Genomic DNA, 23176 nt, shown 5'->3' with positions numbered 1-23176 from the left:
CACGGTGACCGCGCGGTCACCGTGTGGGCGTCAGGTCACGGCGACCCGTACGGCGCCGGGCGGCGGCCCTCCACGGGTCGGCGTAACCCGTGTCCCCCGGGAGAGCGGTTCTCGGCCTCCCGGCGGGCACGGTGGCGTGCGCGGGCACAGGATGCACGATCAGGAGGTCGTGCGGAGTGAACAGCGCCCTGGAACCGCTCAGCGCCCGGCCCGCCACGGCGGGCCGTCCCGCCATGTGCGTCGTGCTGCTGGTGCTGTGCACCCTCCTGGGGATGTCGCTCGACCCCTGCGCGTCGGCCGCGCGCGGCGCGGAACCCCGCCCGGCCGTGTCGACGGTCCCCGAGCCCGCCGGGGAGGGGCACCACGACACCACGGCGATGGCCGCGCAGTCCGCGTCGGCGAGGGCCGGGCGCGGGGCGGCCGGCCCGAGCGCCGGGAAGCGCGAGCGGGCAGCGCGCCCTCCGTACGGAGGAGCCGTCGCCCCGTCGGGTAACACCCCGGCCGCCCCACCGGCCACCCGCCGCGTGGTGCTGCGCTGCTGAGAGGTCCGGCACGCCCCTGTGCCCGTCGACCCCACCAGCCGGTCAACCCCCACCGCACCGCGAGGACAGAGCCATGCCCATCGACCCGTTCGCCGTACTCAACGCCCTGCTGCGCGCCGAGGCGGCGCGCTCCGCCGAGCACGAGGCCAAGGCCCCGGCAACCACCCCCACCTCACCCACGACCGCCCCCGCCCCGGCCCGCGCGTCCGAGCCCCGCCGGGACGGACACGACAGGTCCTGAGGCGCGCCGGACCGGTCCGGCGGGGTCCGCCCCGGTGGACCGGTCCGCCCTCAGCCCAGCGCCGACAAGAGGTACTTCGCCGTCGCCGGATCGGCCGGCAGGAACGTCTCGATCGCCAGCTCGGCGACCGTCACGTCCATCGGTGTGTTGAACGTCGAGATGGACGACAGGAACGTCAGGACCTGGCCCCCGTGCTCGATCCGCAGCGGCAGGGCGAAGTTCCTCAGCGCGAACGCCGCCGCGTCGTCGGCGTCCTCGGTCTCGTCCGGGCCGTCGTCGACCCCCTCCGGCGGCGGATACGCGGCGACCTCCTCGTACAGCGCCCGCAGCGCGTCGGAGCGGTCGAGCGCGATCTGCCGCTCCATCTGGTCCAGAAGATGACCGCGCCACTGCCGGAAATTGCGGATGTGCCGCGCGGCCCCCTCCGGATGCAGGATGACCCGCATCGCGTTCACCGGCGGCACCAGCAGGTGCTCGGGCACGCCCTCCATGAGCAGGGCGAGGCCACGATTGGCCGCCACCAGCGTGTACGTCCCGTCGACCACGAGCGCCGGATACGGCTCGTACCCCCGCAGCAGCCGCTCCAGCGCCTCCCGCACCACCGCCATCGACGGGTCGTCCATCGCGGTCTCGGTGAAGCGGGGCGCGTACCCGGCCGCCAGCAGCAGGGTGTTGCGCTCCCGCACGGGTACGTCCAGGTGCTCCGAGAGTCGCAGGATCATCGCCTCGCTCGGCCTGGACCTGCCCGTCTCGACGAAGCTGATGTGACGGGCGGACGAGTCGGCGCGCAGCGCCAGCTCCAGCTGGCTGATCCGGCGCTGTTCACGCCAGCCCCTGAGCAGCGGCCCGACCCCGGTCCCCGACGTACGAGATGTCATACGTGGACGGTAGCCGGGCCCGGCGGGCACCCGCCTCCGGGTTCCGACGGCCGTCGGCCCGGGCGCCGCGTTCTGCGGGCTCCCCTCAGGTGGGGCAATCTGGTGGATAGGGGGTGGAACCGGCGCGGCCGGCCGCCGCGCCCGGTCGTATCTGTGAGGTCTCCCGTGAGGTTGAGGAGTGACATGCGTACCGAACTACTGACAGAACTGGCGCAGCAGCTCAGGGTCGACTCGGTCCGCGTCGCCGATCTGGCGGGCTCCGGACACCCGACCTCCTCGATGTCCGCCGCCGATATCGGCGCGGTCCTGCTGACCAACCACCTCACGTACGACTTCGACCAGCCCGACCACCCGGGGAACGACCGGCTGATCTTCTCCAAGGGCCACGCGTCGCCCCTGCTGTACTCCATGTATCTCGCGGCCGGCGCCATCGACGAGTCGGAGTTCCGCACCTACCGCCGGGAAGGCAGCCGGCTCGAAGGCCACCCCACGCCCCGGCTCCCCTGGGTGGACGTGGCGACCGGCTCGCTCGGGCAGGGCCTGCCGGTGGGCGTCGGGATGGCGCTCGCCGGGCAGCGGCTCGGCAAGGCCCCGTACCGGGTGTGGGTGCTCTGCGGCGACAGCGAGATGGCCGAGGGATCGATCTGGGAGGCCGCCGAGCACGCCGGATACCAGCATCTCGACTCCCTGACGATGATCGTCGACGTGAACCGGCTCGGTCAGCGCGGTCCCACGCGCCACGGGCACGACCTCGGGGCGTACGCCCGCAGGCTGCACGCCTTCGGCTGGCACACCATCGAGATCGACGGCCATGACATCGAGGCGATCGAAGCGGCCTGCAACGAGGCGCGCTCCACCCTCGGCGAGCCGACGGCGATCATCGCCGCCACCAGGAAGGGCCGGGGGGTCGCCGCCGTCGAGGACCAGGAAGGCATGCACGGCAAGCCCCTCCCGGACGCGGCGAGCGCCATCGAGGAGCTGGGCGGCCGGCGGTCCATGCGGGTCGAGGTGCGCAAGCCCACGTCGGCGCTGGCCGACGCCCGGCCCGAGGTCGGCCATCTGAACCTGCCGCGCTTCGACGTCGGCGACGAGATCGCCACCCGTGACGCGTACGGGCAGGCCCTGACCGCGCTCGGCTCCGCGCGCGGCGACATCGTGGCGCTCGACGGCGAGGTCGGCGACTCGACCCGTACCGAGTTCTTCTCGAAGGAGCACCCCGAGCGGTACTTCGAGCTGTACATCGCCGAGCAGCAACTGGTGGCCTGCGCCGTCGGCATGCAGGCGTGCGGGCAGATCCCGTACGCCTCCACCTTCGCGGCCTTCCTGACCCGGGCCCACGACTTCCTGCGGATGGCCACGGTCAGCCGGGCGTCGATCAGCGTCGTCGGCTCGCACGCCGGTGTGTCCATCGGTCAGGACGGGCCGTCCCAGATGGGCCTCGAAGACCTCGCCATGTTCCGTTCCCTGCACGGCAGTACGGTGCTCCAGCCGTGCGACGCCAACCAGACGACCCGGCTCGTCGCCGCGATGGCCGAACTGGAGGGCGTCAGCTATCTGCGTACGCTGCGCGCGAAGACACCGGTCATCTACGGCCCCGACGAGCAGTTCCCGGTCGGCGGGAGCAAGGTGCTGCGGCACTCCATCGACGACCGGATGACGCTCGTCGGCTCCGGGATCACCGTCCACGAGTGCCTGGTGGCGGCGGACCTGCTGGCCGCCGAGGGCATCACGGTGCGGGTGGTGGACATGTACTCGGTCAAGCCGGCCGACGAGGTCACGCTCCAGGCCGCCGCCGCGGACACCGGCTGTCTGATCACGGTGGAGGACCACCACCCGCAGGGCGGTCTGGGCGACGCCGTCGCCGAGGTCTTCTCCGACGGCCGCCCGGCGCCCCGGCTGGTGCGGCTCGGCGTACGGAACATGCCGGGGTCCGCGACCCCCGGGGAGCAGCTGCGCGCCGCCGGTATCGACGCCGATTCGATCGCCGCGGCCGTGAAGCTCCTCACCGGAACGGCGATGGTGCGCTGACCGGGACGGCGCGCCGGCGGAAGCGGTCGATCGACGGCGTCGGCGCGTGAACACGGAACGTGTCCGTTTGCGGACGACGGGTGAGCGGCGCACTGTGGGACGAGCCGGACAACTCTGTGTTTTTCCGTTGCCCGGTCATCCGGGCCGACTTCGGGAATCGGGAGAAGAACATGCTTCTGCCGGACAAGGCCGGGCTCGCCCAGCTTCTGCGCCGCTACCGCACCTGGGAGCAGCTGGTCCTGCGAGAGCCGCACAATTCCGTGCGCCGGCGACGGCTGGACGACGTCGCCTACACCCTGTGCGTGCTCATGGGACACCGCACCGCCCATGAGGCGATTCGCGCGGCGGAGTCGTATCTCGGCAGAAACCCGCGAGGCGACCGGAAACTCCAGGGCCGGGGAATTCTGCGGACCCGTCGGCACAACAGCAGCGACAGCAGCAGGAAAGAAAGGATGTAAACGGTCATGGCCGAATTCCTCACCGACATCGAGACGATTCGCGACCGCGCGCGCAAGGAGATCGAGAAGGGCCCCGTGACGGACGCCTACGGGGCGGATGTCGGGCGCGTCATCCAGGTTCTGAACGAGGCGCTGGCCACCGAGATCGTCTGCACCCTGCGCTACAAGCGGCATTACTACACCGCCACGGGGCTGTACGCGGAGCCGGTCGCCGCGGAATTCCTGGAGCACGCGGGCGAGGAGCAGGAGCACGCGGACAAGCTGGCCGAGCGGATCGTGCAGCTCGGGGGCGAGCCCGACTTCAACCCGGACACCCTCACCAAGCGCTCGCACGCGGAGTACGACGCGAGCATGGACCTGATCGAGATGATCAAGGAGGACCTGGTGGCCGAGCGGGTGGCCATCGCCTCCTACACGGAGATCGCGCAGTGGCTGGGCAACGGCGACCCCACCACGCGCCGGGTCTTCGAGGATCTGCTCGCGCAGGAGGAGGAGCACGCGGACGACCTGCGGGGCCTGCTGGAGCGGCTGCCGGGCGTCGCCAGGTCCGCGAAGCCCTGACGCCCCTGCGACCGGGAAACGGCACCGCCGCCGGCCGGCGGGCCCCTGAGTGCCCGTCGGCCGACGGCGGTTCTGCGTCCGTCGGCGGTTGTGCCCGCCGTGCGTCGGCAGCTGTCAGCGATGGTCGCGCGGTGGGTCAGTTCCCCACGGCGCGGCGCTTGCGCGCGGCCCACGTGATGCCCGCACCGGCCACGAGTATGACGGCGGCGGCGCCCGCGATCAGCGGCGTGGTGCTGGAGGAACCCGTCTCGGCGAGGTCGTCACCGGCGGGGCTGGGCTGCGACGAGGGAACCTCGGCCGCCGCGCTCGTCTTGCTCGGCTCGGGCTTCGCCTCGGTCGGCGTGGGCTCGGGCTTGTCCGTCGGCGGCGTCGTGGACGGCGTCGGCTCCGGCTCCGGCTCGGTGCCCTCGCAGACCGGCGCGGTCTTGGTGTCGTCGAGCGAACCGTCGTTGCCCGAACCGTCCACCACCACGAGGTGGAGGGACAGTTCCTTCGTGTGCTCGGGCAGTTCGATCTTCTTGTGGAACTCGCCACCGAACTTCTCGGTGGCCAGCAGGTCCTTGCCGTCGACCGTCAGGGTCACCGTGTTCTCTTTGTCGGCGGTGTAGTTGACGAGATCGACGCTCACCTCCGAGCAGGTCACGGCCCAGGCCGGAGTGTGCGCCACCGCCGGGGCGACGAAGAGGCCGACACCGAGCGCACTCGCCGCCGCGACCGTCACGAGCGCCCCGGGGCGTCGCCACGATCTGTTGAATACAGTCACTGAATCCTCCGCGTTGACTGCGCCGTCCAGGATGACGGCGCGCGCGCACAGTACCGCCATTCGAGACCGACTCCCCACGCGCCCCTGCTGACTTGACCGTCTCATGGGGCTGTTGTGCCCGAAATCGGTGTGCGCGCCACTTTGCTTGCCGCAGGCCCCTTGCCGCGCCTCTGTCTCGTTTGTAACTTGGCGCAGATGCTTCGCTGGAAGCGCTTTCTGCGTAGTCGGGAGCCGTATGCCCGTGCCGTACGTCCGAGCCGATGAGGTGAGCGGGATGCCCAAGCCCGGAACAACAGGCAGAACAGCCAGACGCCAACTGGCCGTCGCGGCGGGAGTGTTGCTGATGGCGCTGTTCGTGCCACCGGCCGCCGCGCGTGAGGACGGGCCGATCGCCGATCCGCTGCCCGATCCGACACTCTCCGAAATTGGCCTGGTTCTTGACGAATTCTCGACGCTCCCCAAGTCGGCACCGGTACCGCCGCCGACCGACGACCGCCTGAAGCGCTGGGCCCGGATCAATTTCGTCGGTGAAGTCCCCGACGGATCGGGCCGGTTGTACGTCCCCGACCTCAACGGCAAACTGCACCTGCTGGACAGCGCGGGCACGCCCACCGAATATCTGGACCTCGGCGCGGCCGTCGGCCCCGACTTCTGGTCCCACCAGGGACTCGGCAGCGGCTTCGGATTCGTCGCGTTCCACCCGGAGTTCGCCGACAACGGCAAGTTCTACACCGTCCACACCGAGGCCAGGGGAGCGCTGGGCAAACGCCCCGACCTGCCCTCCGGCGGAGTCACGGTGGTCCACAGCGTCGTCACCGAATGGACGGCCGACGACCCGGCCGCCACGACCTTCGACGGCTCACGCCGCGAGGTGATGCGGCTCGGCTTCCAGGGCACCCTCCACACCATCCAGGAGATCAACTTCAACCCCAACGCCCGCCCCGGGGACGAGGATTACGGGCTGCTCTACATCGCGGCCGGGGACGGCGGAGCCGGCTGGCGCAGTTCGGTGCCGCAGGACCTGTACGTACCGCAGGGCAAGATCCTGCGCATCGACCCGGGCGGTCACAACGGCCCCGGCGGCAAGTACGGCATCCCCCCGGCCAACCCCTTCGTCCAGCGGCAGTACGTGCTCGGCGAGATCTACGCGTACGGCTTCCGCGACCCGCACCGGTTCAGCTGGGACTCCGGCGGCAGCGGCCAGCTGTTCGTCGGGAGCATCGGGGAGCACCGCATCGAGTCCGTGTACGACGTCAGGGCCGGTGACAACCTGGGCTGGAGCGACCGCGAGGGACCCTTCGAGTACCGCAAGGAGGGCAACCCGACCTGTGGCGTCTACCAACTCCCCGACGACGACGAGCAGTACGGCTACACCTACCCGGTCGCGGCCTTCGACCACGTCCCGCCCCCGGCCACACCGTGCGCCGACAGCGGCAACGCGCTGATCGGCGGCTTCGTCTACCGGGGCGCGGAGATCCCGGAGTTGCGGGGCAAGTACGTCTTCGCCGAGGGCGTCGGGGGCCGGATCCTCTACTCCGACGTGGCGGACATGCGCCGCGGCGGGCCGCTCGCCGAGGTCCACCGGTTCACGGTCCTCGACACGGCGGGCGCGACGACCTCGATGGCGGAGCTGGCCGGGGACGACCGGGTCGACCTGCGGTTCGGCACGGATCGCGCGGGGGAGCTGTACGTCCTCGCGAAGGCCAACGGGAAGATCTGGAAGGTCACCGATGCGCGCTGACACTCCGAGGCGCCGAGCCGCCCCGATCCTCGCCCTGGCCACGACGCTGCTGGTCACGGCGTTCGCCCCGACGAGTGAGCCCGTGGCCGCGCACCTGCCGCGCCCCGTCGTCGCGTACGACTTCGAGCACCCCGTCCCCGGCGACCCGGCCCGTGAGCGGGACCGGGGCCGCTCGGGCACCACGCTCGACCTCGTCAACGGCGGCGACCGGTCCCGGGTCCGGGACGACGAGCGGCACGGCCGGGTGCTGCGTACCCGGCAGGTCTCGCCCGCCACCGCGAGCACCGACGACTGGAAGGCCGGCGTGTACGGCCCGCGGGGGGTGCCGACCCTGCACGCCTTCAACGGCAGCCGGCAGGCCACCGTCATGGGCTGGTTCCGGATGACCGCCGAGAACCCCGCGCCCAACACCAACACCCCCGACCCGGACGACCGTTACGACGCGATCGGCCTCGCCGGGATCCTCTCGGGCACCTCGCAGGGCCACGACGTACGCGCCCTGCTCGAACTCATCACCGTCGACGGGGAGATGAAGGTCGTCGCCCTCGGCCGCCGCCTGGACGGCGGGCGTTCACAGACGTACGCCGCCGACGCCGACTGGCGGCAGATCCTGCCGCCCGACACCTGGGTGTCCCTCGCCGCGACGTTCGACTTCGACACCGGCACGATGGCGCTGTACCGCGACGGCCGCCCGCTGCCCGGCCGGTACACCGTGCCCGGCGACCCGTGGGCGGTGGACGGGCCACCGGAACCCGACGCCGCGTCGCCCACCGATCCGCGCGGCATCAAGATCGGCGGCAGCTATCCGCAGAACACCCAGGAGGGCAATCCCTGCGACTGCCGGATGGACGACCTGATGTTCTTCGACCGGGTGCTCACGCCCGCCGAGATCAGGTCGCAGTACCGGCGGACGGGAGGATAATGGCGTAGGGGGCAGTAGTCCGTACGACCCGATACGCACAGTCCGGAGTCGAACGTGAGCCGTTCCCGCATCGTCGTCGTCGGAGCCGGGTTCGCCGGCTTCGAGGCCGCCCGTACGCTCTCCCGGCGCGTACGGGACGAGGCCGAAGTCGTCCTGCTCAACCCCACCGACTACTTCCTCTACCTGCCGCTCCTGCCCCAGGTGGCCGCCGGAATCCTGGAACCACGCCGGGTGACCGTCTCCCTTCCCGGCTCGCTGCCCCGCGTACGCGTCGTACTCGGCGAGGCGGGCCACATCGACCTGGACAGACGGCTCGTGCGGTACACCGGCCCCGAGGGCGAGCGGGGCGAGCTGACGTACGACCGGCTCGTCCTCGCCGTCGGCAGCGTCAACAAACTGCTGCCCATCCCGGGCGTCGCCGAGTACGCCCACGGCTTCCGGGGCCTGCCCGAAGCCCTGTACCTGCGCGACCACGTCACCCGCCAGATAGAACTCGCCGCCGCCGGAGACCCCGCCGACAGCGCCGCACGCACCACCTTCGTGGTGGTCGGCGCGGGCTACACCGGCACCGAGGTCGCCGCCCAGGGCAAGCTCTTCACCGACGCCCTGATCCGCAGACAGCCCGGCTGGGAGCGGAAACTGACCCCGCGCTGGCTGCTCCTCGACGTCGCGCCCAGGGTCCTGCCCGAGCTGGACAGCAGACTCTCCGACACCGCCGACCGCGTACTGCGCGGGCGCGGCGTCGACGTCCGCACCGGCACCTCGGTCACGGAGGCCACCCCGAGGGGTGTCCAGCTCGACGACGGGGACTTCGTCGAGACCCGGACCCTCGTCTGGTGCGTCGGCGTACGGCCCGACCCGCTGGTCGCCGAGGTCGGACTGCCCGTCGAACGCGGCAGACTGCTGGTCGATCCGCAGCTGGGCGTGCCCGGCCACCCCGAGGTCTTCGCGTGCGGTGACGCGGCCGCCGTACCCGACCTGACCAGGCCCGGCCGGTACACACCCATGACCGCGCAGCACGCCGCCCGCCAGGGCAAGGTGGCCGGCCGCAACGTGGCCGCGTCCCTCGGATACGGGGAGCGGCAGACGTACTCCCACCACGATCTCGGCTTCCTCGTCGACCTCGGCGGGGTCAAGGCCGCGGCCAACCCCCTCGGGGTACCGCTCTCCGGCGCGCTCGCCGGGGCCGTCACCCGCGGCTACCACCTGGCGGCCATGCCGGGGAACCGGATTCGGGTCGCGACGGACTGGATGCTCGACGCCGTACTGCCCCGGCAGTCCGTGCAGCTCGGGCTCGTACGCTCCTACACGGTGCCGCTCGACACCGCGTCCCCCGAACTGGCGAGGGTCCCCGGCGGGCCCCGTGAGGAGTGAGCGATGGCCAAGGAATCACTGACACCGCAGGAGATCGCGGACCGGCTGGCGGCGCTGCCCGAGTGGTCCGTGGAGGACGGGAGGATCACCCGGAGCTACCGGCTCGCCGACCACTTCGCCGCGACGGCGATGGTCGTGCACGTCGCACGGATCCAGCAGGAGCTGAACCACCACTCCGACCTCACCCTCGGCTACAACACCGTCGATGTGGCGGTGAACTCGCACGACGTGGGCGGGATCACCGACCGCGACTTCGATCTGGCCGCCCGGGTCGAGGAGATCGCCCCCACGCACGGCGCCGACTGAGCCGCCGAGGGCCGTCCGCCCGGTCGATCCGGCCGTTTAATCTGGCTGGTATGGACGCACTCGACGGACTTCTCGACGGACCCCGTGCCCGCGGCGCCTTCCTGCTGCGCATGGTGATGGAACCGCCGTGGTCCGTACGGATCGAGGACCACGCCCCGCTCACCCTGATGTGCGTCACCCGCGGCGAGGCGTGGATCGTCCACGACACCGACCGGGCGCCCGTCGAGGTGCGCCCCGGCGACATCGCGATCGTGCGGGGCCCGGAGGCGTACACCGTCACCGACGCCCCCGGCAGCACACCGCACGCCCGCATCGGCCCCGGCGGCACCTGCCACACCCTGCGCGGCGAACCGCTCGCCCAGTCCATGCGGCTGGGCGTACGGACCTGGGGCAACGCACCCGACGGAGCGTCGACGATGCTCGTCGGTACCTACCAGATGGCGGGAGAGGTCAGCCGGCGGCTGCTCGACGCACTGCCCGACGTGCTCCGGCTGCCCGCCGACGCGTGGGACTGTCCGCTGCTGCCGATCCTGGACGAGGAGATCTCCCGGGACGACCCCGGCCAGAGCGTCGTACTCGACCGGGTGCTCGACCTGCTGCTGATCGCCGCGCTGCGCACCTGGTTCTCCCGCCCCGACGCGGCGGCGCCCGGCTGGTACCGGGCGATGGGCGACCCCGTGGTGGGCCCGGCGCTGCGGCTGCTCCGACACGAACCGGCCCACCCCTGGACCGTCGCGTCGCTCGCCGCGAGGTGCGGGGTCTCGCGCGCTGCGCTCGCCCGGCGCTTCACCGCGCTGGTGGGGGAGTCGCCGATGGCGTATCTCGCCGACTGGCGGCTGTCGTTGGCCGCCGACCGGCTGCGGGAGACGGACGCGACGGTCGAGTCGATCGCCCGGCAGGTCGGCTACGGCGGCTCGTTCGCGCTGAGCGCGGCGTTCAAGCGGGTACGGGGCATCAGCCCGCAGGAACACCGCGCGGGGAAAACGGAGTTGGTGAGCGGGGGATAGCCCCAGGGAGGGTTCGGGTGGCGCCCCGAGTGACGTGCCGGCGGGCCGCTGGGAAGGTTCGAGCATGAACCTGACGCACATGAATCGACCGACCACCAGCACGTTGTTCGCGGCGGCGCCCGCACTCTTCCTCGGCGGCTGGCTGCTGATGCGCCCGATCGACGGGCAGTCCGAGCCGGGCGGCTGGTGGACGGCCGCGCACGCGGTGTGGCTCGTGGGCTTCGTGCTGTTCGCCGCGATGGCCCTGCGCTTCCGCGAGAGCGCCGGGGCGCGGACCAGGGGGCAGCGGATCGCGCTGAACACGAGCGTCGTGGTCGTCCTGCTCAGCGCGCTGGCGAACATCGTCCAACTGACCATCGACCTCGCGGGCGGCTTCACCTCGGCGAACAGCGCCGAACTCAAGGACGCCTTCGCCGGGGTGAAGGAGATCCCCGGCGCCGAGGCGGTCGTCTACGGCATCGGGGCGCAGGTGATCTTCGTCGGACTGGTCGTCTTCGCGATCCTGGCCGCGGTGGTACGGCGTGGTACGCCCACGTCGGCCGCGCTGGTGACCGCGGGGACCGTCGTGATGGCGATCGGCATGGGCTTCGGCCGCAACCACTGGAGTGTGCCCGCGGGCATGGTCTGCCTGCTCGCCGGGCTGGCCCTGCTGGGCCGTGAACTGGGTGAGCACCGGGAGGGGGCCGTTCCCGATGCCGGACGCGCCGGCGCCGCCCGTCCGGCTCTCGCGGACATCGCACCCGGTGCTGTGGCCGGGGAGCGTTGACGGGATCGCGCGGCTCGTGGGCCAGGCTTGCCCCCCGGTCGCCGGACGGGCTTCACGCCGGTCCGGCGACGGAGAACGGGAGCGCCGGTCCGTCCGGCGACCGAGGACACAAGCGGCAGCCCGACAGCGCCGCCTCAGCTGTCGAACGTGTCCGGGTCGCTGCCGAGCCGGGTGCCGGAGTCCAGGGCGGCCAGCGCCGCCAGGTCCTCGGCGTCCAGCTCGAAGCCGAACGGGTCGAAGTTCTCCTTGATCCGCGACGGCGTCACGGACTTCGGGATCGCCACGTTGCCGAGCTGAAGGTGCCAGCGCAGCACGGTCTGCGCGGCGGTCCTGCCGTGCTTCCTGGCGATCGCCAGGACCGTCGGGACCTCCAGCAGCCCCTTGCCGGAGCCCAGCGGCGACCAGGCTTCCGTCACGATGCCGTGCTCGGCGTCGAGGGCACGCACCTCGGCCTGCTGGAACTGCGGGTGCAGCTCCACCTGGTTGACCGCGGGCACGACCGACGTCTCGGCCAACACCCGTCGCAGCTGCGGCGGGTGGAAGTTGGACACACCGATGGCCCTGGCCCGGCCGCTCTCGGCGATCTCCTCGAACGCGCGCCAGATCGTGAGGTAGTCGTCACGCACGGCGCGCGGCCAGTGGATCAGATAGAGGTCGACATGGTCGAGGGCGAGCCTCGACAGGGACGCGTCGAACGCGCGCAGGACACGGTCGCGCGTCCAGGTCTCCTTCTTGGAGTTCCACAGCTTGGTGGTGACGAAGAGTTCGTCGCGGGCGATCCCGGAGGCGCCGATCGCCTTGCCCGTGCCCTCTTCGTTCCCGTATATCTCGGCCGTGTCGATGCTGCGGTAGCCGACCTCCAGGGCCGTACTCACCGCCCGCGTCGCCTCGTCGTCGGGGACCTGCCAGACACCGAAGCCCAGTTGGGGCATCTCGACGCCGTTGTTGAGGGTGAGGGAGGGGACCTTACTCACGTGCGGTGGATCCTTACGTCGTCGGTTGGCTGTCAGGCCCACAACGAACACGGGCCCGCCGGCATTCCCCATTCCCTGCCCGGCATTCCCGCTCCCGCGTACGCCCCTCAGCGGTAGAGCGCGTTCACCTCGACCTCGTACGCCGTCTCGATCGCCTTGCGCTTGAGCTTGAGCGACGGCGTCAGCAGCCCGTGCTCCTCGCTGAAGGGATGGGCCAGGATCCGGAACGTACGGATCGACTCGGCCTGCGACACCGCCGTGTTGGCCGCCACCACCGCCCGCCGGATCTCCAGCTCCAGATCCGGGTCGCGCACCAGGTCCGCCGGCCGCAGCGGCGCCTTGTCCCGCATCGCGAGCCAGTGCTCGACCGCCTCCTGGTCGACGGTCACCAACGCGGCGATGTACGGCCGGTCGTTGCCGACCACGATGCACTGCGCGACCAGCGGATGGGCCCGTACGCGCTCCTCCAGACCGGCCGGAGACACGCTCTTGCCGCCCGACGTCACCAGGATCTCCTTCTTCCGTCCGGTGATGGTCAGATAGCCGTCCTCGTCGAGCGCCCCGAGGTCGCCCGTGGCGAGCCAGCCGTCGCGCAGCACGGCGTCGGTGGCCTTCGGGTCGTTGAGATAACCCCCGAAGACATGCGCGCCGTGCAGCCACACCTCGCCGTCCTTCGCGATGTGCACGGTGGTGCCGGGGATGGGCTGGCCGACCGTCCCGTACCGGGTGCGCTCCGGCGGGTTGGCCGTCGCCGCCGCGCTGGACTCGGTCAGGCCGTACCCCTCGAAGACCGTGACGCCGGCGCCCTCGAAGAACAGGCCGAGCCGCCGGTCCATCCCCGAACCGCCCGACATCGCGTGCCTGACCCGGCCGCCCATGGCGTCGCGCACCTTCGAGTACACGGCCTTCTCGAAGAACTGGTGCTGGATCCGCAGCCCCGTCGACGGACCGGGGCCGAGCCCGAACGCCCGCTGCTCCATCGCCTCCGCGTGCCTCACCGCCACGTCCACGGCCTTGTCGAAGGGCCCCGTCCTCCCCTCGCGCTCCGCCTTGCGGCGCGCGGCGTGGAAGATCTTCTCGAAGATGTACGGCACGGCCAGGATGAAGCTCGGCCGGAACGCGGCCAGATCCGGCAGCAGTTCACTCGCCCGCATCACCGGCTGGTGGCCGAGCTTCACCCGCCCCCGGACCGCGGCGATCTCCACCATCCGCCCGAAGACGTGCGCCAGCGGCAGGAAGAGCAGCGTCGACGCCTCGTCGCCGCGCTTGGAGTGGAAGACCGGCTCCCAGCGGGCGATCATCGTGTCCGTCTCGAACATGAAGTTCGCGTGCGTGATCACACAGCCCTTGGGGCGGCCGGTGGTGCCCGAGGTGTAGATGACCGTCGCCGTGGAGTCGGGGGTGACCGCCCGCCGGTGCCGGTGCACGACCTCGTCGTCGATCTCGGCGCCCGCCCCGGTCAGTTCGGCGACGGCTCCGGAGTCCAGCTGCCACAGCCGCTTGAGGCGGGGGAGCCGGTCGATCACCGAGCCGACGGTCATCGCGTGGTCCTCGTGCTCGACCACGCAGGCCGACACCTCGGCGTCGTACAGCATCCAGAAGACCTGCTCGGCGGAGGACGTCGGGTAGACCGGCACGGACTGGGCGCCGATCGTCCAGAGCGCGAAGTCGAAGACCGTCCACTCGTACCGGGTACGGGACATGAGCGCGACCCGGTCGCCGAACCGGATGCCCTGCGCCAGCAGCCCCTTCGCCAGGGCCAGCACCTCGTCGCGGAACCCGGCCGAACTCACGTCCCGCCACCGGCCGTCGGCGCCCTTGCGGCCGAGTGCGACCCGGTCGGGATCGGTGGTCGCATGATCGAATACGACGTCCGCCAGCCCACCCACGTGGGGCGCGGACGCCATGGGTCGGACAGTGAACTCGCGCAATGACCTGCTCCTTGTGGCGCTCCGCACGGCGCCGTGACGGTACCCCAAGGGGCAGTCCGGCGGGAGGGAGCGGACGGAAGTGGTGTCTTGGGGTATCGCTCCAGGTCAGAGGCGGGTGGCGGGTTCCGGCGAGAGGCTGGGGACGGGCTTCTGACCGTAGAGTAAGTGCGCCTGGGGGGAATCTCCACCGAATCTGTACCGTGCGATTACGCCCCCCACCAGGGGCGAGAGGCTTGGCCTGTACCAGCGCCTGGGTCTGGCGGGTTCTCGTCGGTGGCGGGTGGGGTCGGTGGGGCGTGAGGGGCAGGCGTCAGCGTGCGCCGGCGGGGCGGTGCAGACGGTCGCCGCCCGCCAGGATGGCGTCGGCGAGCGCGTCGGCCGGGCTTCGGTCCGACGACCCCCCGGCCCCGGTGTGACGACCTTGCCCGCCCGGCTTCGCGTCCTGCCGTCCGTGCCCGTGCCCGTGCAGCAGGACGAAGTCCACGTCACCCAGCTCCGGCAGCGCCGCGCGGGCCGGCACCGGCACCAGGCCCGGCGGGATCAGGCCCCGGCTGTGCGCCATCACGCCGAGCCCCGCGCGGGCCGCCGCGATCAGTCCGCTCAGGCTCGCGCTCGTACAGGCGATGCGCCACGCGCGGCCGTCCGCCTCCAGGACCTCAAGGGCGCGGGCGCGGGTGATGCCGGGCGCCGGGAACAGGATCAGCGGCACCGGCCGCTCGGGGTCGATCCGCAGATGCGGCGCCCCGATCCAGGTCAGCGTGGACTGCCAGACCAGCTCGCCGTGGGTGTCGCCGCCCCGGCGCTTGGCCAGCACCAGATCCAGCTCGCCGGCCGCCAGCCGCTCGTGCAGCGTGCCGGACAGCTCGACGGTCAGCTCCAGATCCACCTCGGGGTGGTCGGTACGGAACGACTCCAGGATCTCGGGCAGCCGCGTCAGGACGAAGTCCTCGGAGGCGCCGAAGCGGAGCCTGCCGCGCAGCCGGGTCCCGGAGAAGTACGCCGCCGCGCGCTCGTGGGCCGCGAGGATCGTACGGGCGAAGCCGAGCATGGCCTCGCCGTCCTCGGTCAGCTCCACGCTGTGCGTGTCCCGGGTGAACAGCTGCCGGTCCCCGGCCGCGGCCTCCAGCCGCCGTACGTGCTGGCTGACCGTCGACTGCCGTACGTCCAGCCGCCGCGCGGCCTGCGTGAAACTCAGGGTCTGCGCCACGGCCAGGAAGGTGCGGAGCTGTGCGGGGTCGTACATGTCGTACATGCGGCACAGGGTAGTGCGCGTCATCGCGGAACGTGATGACAGTCAGAGCCGTATGCGGGATTCCCGATCAAGCTCCGAGCCTGGACCATGGAGAGCGCGCGATCCGTCCCGGAACCCGGACCGGATCCGCGACGCGTCCCCAGGCGTCCCCCCGTGTACGAGATCCAGAGCACAGCAAGAGCCAGTGGAGCACATGAACCGCCGCCGCACCACGTCCCCTTCGTCCTCCTCCCCGCCCCGGCGGCTGCCGTCCCGGCTGCCCGTCGACCCGTACATCCTCGCCCTCCTCGGCACCGTCGCCCTCGCGGCACTGCTGCCCGCGTCCGGTACCGCCGCGGACGTCGCCGGCGGGGCGTCGACCGGCGCGGTCGCGCTCCTCTTCTTCCTCTACGGCGCCCGGCTCTCGACCCGCGAGGCGATGGACGGGCTCAAGAGCTGGCGGCTCCATCTGACCGTCCTGGCCTGCACATTCCTGGTCTTCCCGCTGCTGGGGCTGGCCGCGCGCGGGCTCGTGCCCTTCGTCCTGACACCGGAGCTGTACAGCGGGCTGCTCTTCCTCTGCCTGGTGCCGTCGACGATCCAGTCGTCCATCGCCTTCACCTCCATGGCACGCGGCAACGTGCCGGCGGCGATCTGCGCCGGGTCCTTCTCCAGCATCGCGGGCATCGTGGTCACGCCGCTCCTCGCCGCCCTGCTCCTCGGCGGCGGCGCGGACGGCTTCTCGCCCGATTCGCTGCTGCGGATCGTGGCCCAACTGCTGCTGCCGTTCGTGGCGGGGCAGTTGCTACGGCGCTGGGTCGGCGGGTTCCTCACCCGGCACCGCACGCTGCTGGGCCGGGTGGACCGCGGATCGATCCTGCTGGTCGTCTACACGGCCTTCAGCCAGGGCATGGTCGCGGGAATCTGGCACCAGGTGACTCCGGGCCGGCTCGGTGCCCTGTTCGCGGTCGAGGTGGTGCTGCTCGCGGCGATGCTGACGCTCAGCTGGTACGGGGCGCGGCGGCTGGGCTTCGGCCGGGCGGACCGGGTCGCGATCCAGTTCGCCGGGTCGAAGAAGAGCCTCGCGGCCGGGCTGCCGATGGCGAGCGTGCTGTTCGGCGCGCAGGCCAGCCTGGCGGTCATGCCGCTGATGCTGTTCCACATGCTGCAGCTGGTGGTCTGCGCGATGATCGCGAAGCGCCGTTCACTGGACCCCGAGCCGGATGAGCCACCACAGGATGAACCGAAGGGCACGCCCCTCCCGAAGGACCCCGCACGGGAGGGCCTCCCGGCGTAGAGCCGGCCGAGCGGGGCACCCTGGCGAGTGAGCCGAAGGGCGCGCCGCTGTCGAAAGGGAGAGCGCGCGGAGGTTTGTGAGGAACGAGCAAACTGAGCACGGTCGACCGTCGACAGTGGCTTTAAGCGCCCGGAGGCGAACCGAGCCCCCAAAAAGGGGGAGGGACCCGGCCGGCGCAGGGGGCGCTCCCCGCCGGCCGGGTCCTTATCCCGTGTATCCCGTGCAGCGGCAGCGCGTCACACCTCGCTGTGGAGGGCGATGCGGTCGTCGCCGGCATACACGTTCATGGAGGGGCCGCGGAGGAAGCCGACGAGGGTCAGCCCGGTCTCCGCGGCGAGGTCGACGGCGAGCGACGACGGTGCGGAGACCGCCGCCAGGACCGGAATTCCGGCCATCACCGCCTTCTGCGCGAGTTCGAAGGACGCGCGGCCGGACACCAGCAGGATCACTCGTGACAGTGGCAGCAGTCCTTGCTGGAGTGCTCGTCCGACGAGTTTGTCGACGGCGTTGTGGCGGCCCACGTCCTCCCGGATGTCGAGCAGTTCACCGTCTTCGGAGAACAGGGCCGCCGCGTGCAGACCCCCGGTCCGGTCGAAGACCTGCTGTGCCGCCCGCAACCGGTCGGGGAGGAGGGAGAGCAGAGCGGGTTCGACGCGGACCGGGGGAGTGTCGGCGATCGGGAAGCGCGCCGTGGTGCGTACGGCGTCGAGGCTGGCCTTGCCGCACAGGCCGCACGAGGATGTGGTGTAGACGTTGCGTTCCAGCGTGATGTCCGGCATCGGGACGCCGGGTGCGAGCTGGACGTCCACCACGTTGTAGGTGTTTCTTCCGTCGTCCGTGGCCCCGGCGCAGTACACGATCGAGCGGACGTCCTCGGCGGAGCCGAGGACGCCTTCGCTGACGAGGAATCCGGCGGCGAGCGCGAAGTCGTCGCCGGGGGTGCGCATGGTGATGGCGAGCGGCTTGCCGTTCAGCCGGATCTCCATGGGTTCCTCGGCGACGAGGGTGTCGGGGCGGGAGGTGACGGCACCGTCCCTGATGCGGATGGTGCGGCGGCGCTCGGTGACCCGTCCCATGGTGGTCCTCCCCGTTCCTCGTTCGGTCGGACGAAGCGTCGTGGTGCCTCGTGCCGTGGGTCTGTCAGTGCTGCTGTGCGTGCTGGTAGCCGAAGCGGCCCTTGATGCACAGGTTGCCGTGGGTCACCGGGTTGTCGTGCGGTGAGGTGACCTTGACGATCTCATTCTCCTGCACGTGCAGGGTGAGGTTGCAGCCCACGCCGCAGTACGCGCAGATTGTCGTGGTCTCGGTCTGCGCCGATTCGTTCCAGGTCCCGGCCTCGCGCATGTCGAATTCCGACTTGAAGCTGAGGGCGCCCGTGGGGCAGACCTCGATGCAGTTGCCGCAGTAGACGCACGCCGATTCGGGGAGTGCCACGGCGTGCTCGGTGGAGATCCGGGCGTCGAAGCCGCGGCCGGCGACGGAGATGGCGAAGGTGTTCTGCCACTGCTCGCCGCAGGCGTCGACGCATTTGTAGCAGAGGATGCATTTGTCGAGGTCCCGGACGTAGAGATCGTTGTCGATCTTCGGTGTCTCGTTGACGCGGGCGGCGTCGGGCCCGAACCGGTCGGGCTTGGCCTCGTACTCCTTGATCCACTCGGCCGCGCGCGGTGTCGTGGACAGGTCGGTGGACGACGCGAGCAGTTCCAGGACGACCTTGCGGCTGGTCCTGGCGCGCTCGGAGTCCGTGAGGACCGTCATCCCGGCCTCCGCCCGGCGTGAGCACGCCGGGGCGAGCGTACGGGCGCCCTCGACCTCCACGACGCAGACGCGGCACGCGTTCTTCGGGGTGAGGGTGTCGCCCTCGCAGAGCGTCGGGATGTCCTTGCCCGCGGCCCGGCAGGCGTCCAGGATCGTGGAGCCCTCGGGGACCCGGGTGGCCTCGCCGTCGAGCGTGAACTCAAGCAGACGGCGCGGCAGTTGAAGAGGTATGACGGTCACTTGTAAGCCCCCAGACGGTCGATGGCGGACTCGACGGCGTTCCACGCGGTCTGTCCCAGACCGCAGATGGAGGCGTCGCGCATGGTCTGTCCGACCTCGCGCAGCAGCGCGAGGTCGTCGGACGCCTCGGCGCCCGTGCGGTCCTTGATGCGGTGCAGCGCTTCTTCCTGGCGGACGGTGCCGACCCGGCAGGGCACGCACTGACCGCAGGATTCGTCGCGGAAGAACTCGGCGATGCGCAGCAGTGTCCGGGGCAGGGCGACGGTGTCGTCCATGACCAGGATCACGCCGGAGCCGAGGGTGGTGCCGGCGGCCCGGGTGCCTTCGAAGGTGAGCGGGATGTCCCGCTCGTCGGGCCGTACGAAACCGCCGGCCGCGCCGCCGAGCAGGATTGCCTTGATCTCGGTCGGTGTGCCCGCGAGGTCGAGGAGTTCGCCGAGTGTGGCGCCGAACGGCAGCTCGTAGATGCCGGGCCGCGCCACGTTGCCGGAGACGCAGAAGAGTTTGGGTCCGGTGGAGTTCTCGGTGCCGATCGCGGCGTATGCCTCGGCGCCCATCGTCAGGATGGGCAGCACGTTGATCAGCGTCTCGACGTTGTTGGCGGCGGTCGGTTTGCCGAACAGGCCCTTCTCCACCGGGAACGGCGGCTTGGAGCGCGGTTCGCCGCGGAAGCCCTCGATGGAGTTGAAGAGGGCCGTCTCCTCGCCGCAGATGTACGCGCCGGCGCCCCGGCGGATCTCGATGTCGAAGGCGTAGCCCTGGCCGAGGACGTCGTCACCGAGGAAGCCGCGCAGGCGGGCCTGGGTGAGGGCGTTCTCCAGCCGGTGCAGGGCGCGCGGGTACTCGCCGCGCAGATAGAGGTAGCCGACGTGGGCGCCGGTGGCGTAGCCGGCGATGGTCATGGCCTCGATCAGGGCGAACGGGTCGCCCTCCATGATCACCCGGTCCTTGAAGGTGCCGGGTTCGGATTCGTCGGCGTTGCAGACCAGGTAATGCGTCCGCTCGGGCTGGGACGCGGTGGCCTGCCACTTGCGCCCGGTGGGGAAGGCGGCGCCGCCCCGGCCGAGCAGTCCGGCGTCGGAGACCTCGCGGATCACTCCGGCCGGTCCGATGTCGAAGGCCCGTCGCAGGGCGCTGTATCCGCCGTGGGAGCGGTAGTCGTCGATGCTGTACGGGTCGACGACGCCGACCCGTTGGAGCAGCAGCAGTCCCTCTTGCCCGGCCTGAGGTACGGCGAGGGCGGCGGAGGGTTCCTCGGGGGCGTCCTCCGGGGCGGTGGCGGCGTCGACCAGGGCGTCGACGGTGGCCGGTGCGACGACGGCGAACGCCTGCCGCCGGGGGGCGGGTTCGGCCGAGGTGCCGTTGACGGGCCTGCGCAGGGGAGTGACGACCGCGCCGTTCGGGGCGAGGTCGGCCCGGATGGGGGTGACGTCGGCGCCGCCGCCGTCACCGCCGTCCGTTTCCTCCGGCCGGTCCCGGCGGTTCGCCAGGGCCGAGGCGCCGACGTCCTTGAGCCGGGGGTCGCGCTGCGCGGGCACCGTGTCGGACGGGGTGCCCGCCTGCAACACCAGTGCGGCCGGGGCCCGTTCGCACAGCCCCAGGCACGGGCTCGACTGCCATACGACGCCGTCGGCCGCCGCGCCCGGGGCCCCTATCCGTTCCTCCAGAGCCGCGCAGACCTTCTCGGACCCCTTCGCCGCGCACGCCAGGTCGGTGCAGACGTGCAGCACCTTGGCGGGCCGGGGCTTGACCGCGAACATCGCGTAGAACGTCGCCACGCCGTACGCCTCGGCCGGCGGCACCGTGAGCCGCCGGCACAGGTAGGCGAGCGCGCCCTCGCTGATCCAGCCGACGCGGTCGTTGACGGCGTGCAGCCCCGGCAACAGCAGGTCGCGCCGTTCGCGTGCTTCGCGACCACCGCGGGCCCAGCGCAGATCTCCGTCGGAGCGGTCCTCCGCGCCTTCCCACGCCGACGTCGCGGGGCCGAGCAGCGAGTCGACCGCCGCGCGTTCCTCGTCCGTCGGTTTGCTGTCACCGAAGTGCAGGTCCACTGATTCTCAGCTCCTCGCTGCTGTCGCGGACATCTCTGTCGCGCTCGCGGGCAACTTCTCGATCCGGATGGCCGACGCCTTGAACTCGGCCGTGCCGGCGATCGGGCAGTTCGCCTCGATCGTCAGCTGGTTGGTGTCCACCTCGTCCGGGAAATGCATGGTCATGAAGGCCAGTCCGGGACGCAGCCCGGGGTCGATCCACACCGGTGCCCGCACCGTGCCGCGCCGTGAGGAGATCTGGACCTCCTCGCCGACCTCGACCCCGTACGACTTCGCGTCCTCCGGGCACAGCTCCAGATACTCGCCGCGGCGCAGCGGGGAGGCGAAACTCCCGCTCTGCACACCGGTGTTGTACGAGTCGAGCCGCCGTCCGGTGGTGAGCCTGATCGGGTACTGATCGTCCGTCAGATCCACCGGCGGGTCGTGCTTCACGATGCCGAACGGGGCGAGCCTGCCGCGCCTGGCGGGGTCCGCGTCCCACAACCTGCCGTGCAGATAGGTGGGTTCGAGCCGCTCGGTGTCGGGGCACGGCCACTGGATGCCCTGGTGCTCGGCCAGCCGCTCGTACGTCATCCCGTGGTGGTCGGGCGACAGGGCGCGCAGCTCGTTCCAGACGGTCTCCGCGTCCGCGAACTTCCACGGGTGTCCGAGCCGGCCCGCCAGGTCGCAGATGATGTCGATGTCCTCGCGTGCCTCGCCCGGCGGGTCGAGCGCCTTGCGTACGCGCTGGACCCGGCGCTCGCTGTTGGTGGTGGTGCCGTCGGTCTCGCACCAGGCGGCGGTGGCGGGCAGGACGACGTCCGCCAGTTCGGCCGTCTTGGTGAGGAAGATGTCCTGCACGACCAGGCAGTCGAGCGCCTTCAGCCGGGTCATGGCCTGCTCGCTGTCGGCCTCGGACTGCGCGGGGTTCTCGCCGATGCAGTAGACGGCCTTGAGGTCGCCGGTCTCCATCGCCTCGAACATGTCGGTCAGGTTGAGGCCGTAGTGGGGCTGGATCACGGTGTCCCACGCGGTCTCGAACTTCCGCCGTACATCCGGTTCGAGGATGTCCTGGAAGCCCGGCAGCCGGTTGGGGATGGCCCCCATGTCGCCGCCGCCCTGCACGTTGTTCTGTCCGCGCAGGGGCTGGACCCCGGAGCCGTACCGTCCGACGTGCCCGGTGAGCAGCGACAGATTGATCAGCGCCCGGACGTTGTCCGTGCCGTTGTGGTGCTCGGTGATACCGAGCGTCCAGCACAACTGGGCCCGCTCGGCGCGGGCGTAGGCGTGGGCGAGGTCGCGGATCGCCGCGGCGGGTACGCCCGTCACCTTCTCGGCGACCGTGAGCGTCCATGGCTCGACCTCGGCCGCGTACTCCTCGAAGCCGGTGGTGGCCTGCTCGACGAACGCCTTGTTGTGCAGGCCGGCGTGGATGATCTCGCGGCCCACGGCGTGGGCGAGCGGGATGTCCGTACCGACGTTGAGCCCCATCCAGCTCTCGGCCCACTCGGCGGTGGTGGTGCGCCGGGGGTCGACGGCGTACATCCGCGCGCCGTTCCTGATCCCCTTGAGAACGTGCTGGAAGAAGATCGGGTGCGCGAAGCGGGCGTTGGAGCCCCACATCACGATCAGATCCGTGTGTTCGACCTCCGCGTACGAGGAGGTGCCGCCGCCGGATCCGAAGGCCGCGGAGAGACCGGCGACGCTCGGGGCGTGGCAGGTCCTGTTGCAGGAGTCGACGTTGTTGGTCCCCATGACCACACGCGCGAACTTCTGCGCGACGTAGTTCATCTCGTTGGTGGCCCGTGCGCAGGAGAACATGCCGAACGCGCCGCGCGCGGCACCCAGTCCCTCGGCCGCCCGGTCCAGTGCTTCTTCCCAGGTCGCCTGCCGGAACGGGCCGCCCTTCTCGTCCCGCACCAGCGGGTGTTCGAGCCTGGCGTAGGTCTTCGGCGTGCGATCCCGCCTTCTTGCGCTGCTTTTCACGCTGCGCTCCCTCATGAGTCATGGCTTGTGGCCGCGCCATTGCATACAGTATCCCGATGGCTCGCGGGATGCGGAAGCCTTGCGTAGGGGTTTTGTGTGGGCCGGGTTCGTCCCCGGTCGCCGGAGGGGCCCGATCGGGCTC

21 protein-coding genes are annotated in these 23176 nt (G+C 71.2%); 12 read left to right on the top strand and 9 right to left on the bottom strand.

Features of this window, described 5'->3' with window-relative positions:
- Positions 1-176: 176 nt before the first annotated feature.
- Positions 177-542, top strand: coding sequence for a hypothetical protein (locus ACFUN8_RS29615; protein WP_383644089.1), 366 nt, complete (start codon positions 177-179; stop codon positions 540-542).
- Between the two features lie 73 nt (positions 543-615).
- Positions 616-783 (top strand): hypothetical protein, encoded by a 168-nt coding sequence (locus ACFUN8_RS29610; RefSeq protein ID WP_383644086.1) that lies wholly within the window; start codon positions 616-618, stop codon positions 781-783.
- A gap of 50 nt (positions 784-833) precedes the next feature.
- Here the strand turns inward: ACFUN8_RS29610 and ACFUN8_RS29605 are convergent, their stop codons facing one another.
- Positions 834-1661: a helix-turn-helix domain-containing protein gene (locus ACFUN8_RS29605; RefSeq protein WP_383644083.1), complete on the bottom strand. Its 828-nt coding sequence runs from the start codon at positions 1659-1661 to the stop codon at positions 834-836.
- Positions 1662-1844: 183 nt separating this feature from the next.
- Between ACFUN8_RS29605 and ACFUN8_RS29600 the strand changes: the two genes are divergently transcribed.
- From ACFUN8_RS29600 to ACFUN8_RS29590, 3 genes are all read left to right on the top strand, one after another.
- Complete coding sequence (locus tag ACFUN8_RS29600) at positions 1845-3689, top strand: transketolase (RefSeq protein WP_383644080.1); 1845 nt, start codon at positions 1845-1847, stop codon at positions 3687-3689.
- 170 nt (positions 3690-3859) lie between these two features.
- Positions 3860-4147: a DUF5133 domain-containing protein gene (locus ACFUN8_RS29595; protein WP_383644076.1), complete on the top strand. Its 288-nt coding sequence runs from the start codon at positions 3860-3862 to the stop codon at positions 4145-4147.
- A 6-nt stretch (positions 4148-4153) separates the two neighbouring features.
- Entirely contained in the window at positions 4154-4708 is a 555-nt protein-coding gene (locus ACFUN8_RS29590; protein WP_383644073.1) for a bacterioferritin, read from the top strand.
- A gap of 136 nt (positions 4709-4844) precedes the next feature.
- Here ACFUN8_RS29590 and ACFUN8_RS29585 read toward each other — a convergent pair whose 3' ends face one another.
- Positions 4845-5471 carry an LAETG motif-containing sortase-dependent surface protein gene (locus ACFUN8_RS29585; RefSeq protein ID WP_383644070.1) on the bottom strand — a complete coding sequence of 209 codons (627 nt, stop codon included), beginning with the start codon at positions 5469-5471 and terminating at the stop codon, positions 4845-4847.
- A 274-nt stretch (positions 5472-5745) separates the two neighbouring features.
- On the opposite strand from ACFUN8_RS29585, the gene ACFUN8_RS29580 reads away from it, so the two are divergent.
- The 6 genes from ACFUN8_RS29580 to ACFUN8_RS29555 all read left to right on the top strand — a co-directional run bounded on the left by ACFUN8_RS29580 (position 5746) and on the right by ACFUN8_RS29555 (position 11587).
- The gene (locus ACFUN8_RS29580) at positions 5746-7212 is read left to right on the top strand and encodes a PQQ-dependent sugar dehydrogenase (protein WP_383644067.1); all 1467 of its coding nucleotides are present in this window, start codon (positions 5746-5748) and stop codon (positions 7210-7212) included.
- The gene (locus tag ACFUN8_RS29575; protein WP_383644064.1) at positions 7202-8134 is read left to right on the top strand and encodes a LamG-like jellyroll fold domain-containing protein; all 933 of its coding nucleotides are present in this window, start codon (positions 7202-7204) and stop codon (positions 8132-8134) included. Before ACFUN8_RS29580 ends, ACFUN8_RS29575 begins: the two co-directional genes overlap by 11 nt.
- A gap of 54 nt (positions 8135-8188) precedes the next feature.
- Positions 8189-9508, top strand: coding sequence for an NAD(P)/FAD-dependent oxidoreductase (locus tag ACFUN8_RS29570; RefSeq protein ID WP_383644061.1), 1320 nt, complete (start codon positions 8189-8191; stop codon positions 9506-9508).
- A 3-nt stretch (positions 9509-9511) separates the two neighbouring features.
- Positions 9512-9814: a 4a-hydroxytetrahydrobiopterin dehydratase gene (locus ACFUN8_RS29565; RefSeq protein ID WP_383644058.1), complete on the top strand. Its 303-nt coding sequence runs from the start codon at positions 9512-9514 to the stop codon at positions 9812-9814.
- Between the two features lie 50 nt (positions 9815-9864).
- A complete protein-coding gene (locus tag ACFUN8_RS29560; protein ID WP_383644055.1) occupies positions 9865-10821 on the top strand; it encodes an AraC family transcriptional regulator in 957 nt (318 codons plus the stop codon).
- A 79-nt stretch (positions 10822-10900) separates the two neighbouring features.
- Complete coding sequence (locus ACFUN8_RS29555; RefSeq protein ID WP_383644052.1) at positions 10901-11587, top strand: hypothetical protein; 687 nt, start codon at positions 10901-10903, stop codon at positions 11585-11587.
- Between the two features lie 134 nt (positions 11588-11721).
- On the opposite strand, the gene ACFUN8_RS29550 is transcribed toward ACFUN8_RS29555, so the two are convergent.
- The 3 genes from ACFUN8_RS29550 to ACFUN8_RS29540 all read right to left on the bottom strand — a co-directional run bounded on the left by ACFUN8_RS29550 (position 11722) and on the right by ACFUN8_RS29540 (position 15735).
- Positions 11722-12561, bottom strand: coding sequence for an aldo/keto reductase (locus ACFUN8_RS29550; RefSeq protein ID WP_383644049.1), 840 nt, complete (start codon positions 12559-12561; stop codon positions 11722-11724).
- A 107-nt stretch (positions 12562-12668) separates the two neighbouring features.
- Positions 12669-14468, bottom strand: a complete 1800-nt coding sequence (locus ACFUN8_RS29545) for an AMP-dependent synthetase/ligase (protein ID WP_383644046.1) — start codon at positions 14466-14468, stop codon at positions 12669-12671.
- A 334-nt stretch (positions 14469-14802) separates the two neighbouring features.
- Complete coding sequence (locus ACFUN8_RS29540; protein WP_383644095.1) at positions 14803-15735, bottom strand: LysR substrate-binding domain-containing protein; 933 nt, start codon at positions 15733-15735, stop codon at positions 14803-14805.
- 202 nt (positions 15736-15937) lie between these two features.
- Between ACFUN8_RS29540 and ACFUN8_RS29535 the strand changes: the two genes are divergently transcribed.
- A complete protein-coding gene (locus ACFUN8_RS29535) occupies positions 15938-17020 on the top strand; it encodes a bile acid:sodium symporter family protein (protein WP_383644092.1) in 1083 nt (360 codons plus the stop codon).
- Positions 17021-17256: 236 nt separating this feature from the next.
- Here ACFUN8_RS29535 and fdhD read toward each other — a convergent pair whose 3' ends face one another.
- The 4 genes from fdhD to ACFUN8_RS29515 form a co-directional block, all read right to left on the bottom strand.
- Positions 17257-18096 (bottom strand): formate dehydrogenase accessory sulfurtransferase FdhD, encoded by an 840-nt coding sequence (gene fdhD / locus ACFUN8_RS29530; protein ID WP_383644043.1) that lies wholly within the window; start codon positions 18094-18096, stop codon positions 17257-17259.
- Positions 18097-18160: 64 nt separating this feature from the next.
- Positions 18161-19018, bottom strand: a complete 858-nt coding sequence (locus ACFUN8_RS29525) for a 2Fe-2S iron-sulfur cluster-binding protein (protein WP_383644040.1) — start codon at positions 19016-19018, stop codon at positions 18161-18163.
- Positions 19015-21069, bottom strand: coding sequence for an NAD(P)H-dependent oxidoreductase subunit E (locus tag ACFUN8_RS29520; protein WP_383644037.1), 2055 nt, complete (start codon positions 21067-21069; stop codon positions 19015-19017). The genes ACFUN8_RS29525 and ACFUN8_RS29520 overlap by 4 nt, the downstream gene beginning before the upstream one ends.
- Positions 21070-21075: 6 nt before the next feature.
- Complete coding sequence (locus ACFUN8_RS29515; RefSeq protein ID WP_383644033.1) at positions 21076-23034, bottom strand: molybdopterin oxidoreductase family protein; 1959 nt, start codon at positions 23032-23034, stop codon at positions 21076-21078.
- Positions 23035-23176: the final 142 nt, after the last annotated feature.

The sequence above is a fragment of the Streptomyces sp. NPDC057307 genome, assembly GCF_042667665.1.
Classification (GTDB): Bacteria; Actinomycetota; Actinomycetes; order Streptomycetales; family Streptomycetaceae; genus Streptomyces.
This window is presented reverse-complemented; position numbering and strand designations above follow the sequence as displayed.

Bases quoted from the DNA above. Each gene is read 5' to 3' on its own strand.
- ACFUN8_RS29555 (WP_383644052.1), top strand. From the start codon at position 10,901: ATGAATCGACCGACCACCAGCACGTTGTTCGCGGCGGCGCCCGCACTC.
- ACFUN8_RS29600 (WP_383644080.1), top strand. From the start codon at position 1,845: ATGCGTACCGAACTACTGACAGAACTGGCGCAGCAGCTCAGGGTCGAC.
- ACFUN8_RS29575 (WP_383644064.1), top strand. From the start codon at position 7,202: ATGCGCGCTGACACTCCGAGGCGCCGAGCCGCCCCGATCCTCGCCCTG.
- ACFUN8_RS29595 (WP_383644076.1), top strand. From the start codon at position 3,860: ATGCTTCTGCCGGACAAGGCCGGGCTCGCCCAGCTTCTGCGCCGCTAC.
- ACFUN8_RS29565 (WP_383644058.1), top strand. From the start codon at position 9,512: ATGGCCAAGGAATCACTGACACCGCAGGAGATCGCGGACCGGCTGGCG.
- ACFUN8_RS29605 (WP_383644083.1), bottom strand. From the start codon at position 1,661: ATGACATCTCGTACGTCGGGGACCGGGGTCGGGCCGCTGCTCAGGGGC.
- ACFUN8_RS29590 (WP_383644073.1), top strand. From the start codon at position 4,154: ATGGCCGAATTCCTCACCGACATCGAGACGATTCGCGACCGCGCGCGC.
- ACFUN8_RS29580 (WP_383644067.1), top strand. From the start codon at position 5,746: ATGCCCAAGCCCGGAACAACAGGCAGAACAGCCAGACGCCAACTGGCC.
- ACFUN8_RS29610 (WP_383644086.1), top strand. From the start codon at position 616: ATGCCCATCGACCCGTTCGCCGTACTCAACGCCCTGCTGCGCGCCGAG.
- ACFUN8_RS29545 (WP_383644046.1), bottom strand. From the start codon at position 14,468: ATGGCGTCCGCGCCCCACGTGGGTGGGCTGGCGGACGTCGTATTCGAT.
- ACFUN8_RS29535 (WP_383644092.1), top strand. From the start codon at position 15,938: ATGAACCGCCGCCGCACCACGTCCCCTTCGTCCTCCTCCCCGCCCCGG.
- ACFUN8_RS29540 (WP_383644095.1), bottom strand. From the start codon at position 15,735: ATGTACGACCCCGCACAGCTCCGCACCTTCCTGGCCGTGGCGCAGACC.
- fdhD (WP_383644043.1), bottom strand. From the start codon at position 18,096: ATGGGACGGGTCACCGAGCGCCGCCGCACCATCCGCATCAGGGACGGT.
- ACFUN8_RS29560 (WP_383644055.1), top strand. From the start codon at position 9,865: ATGGACGCACTCGACGGACTTCTCGACGGACCCCGTGCCCGCGGCGCC.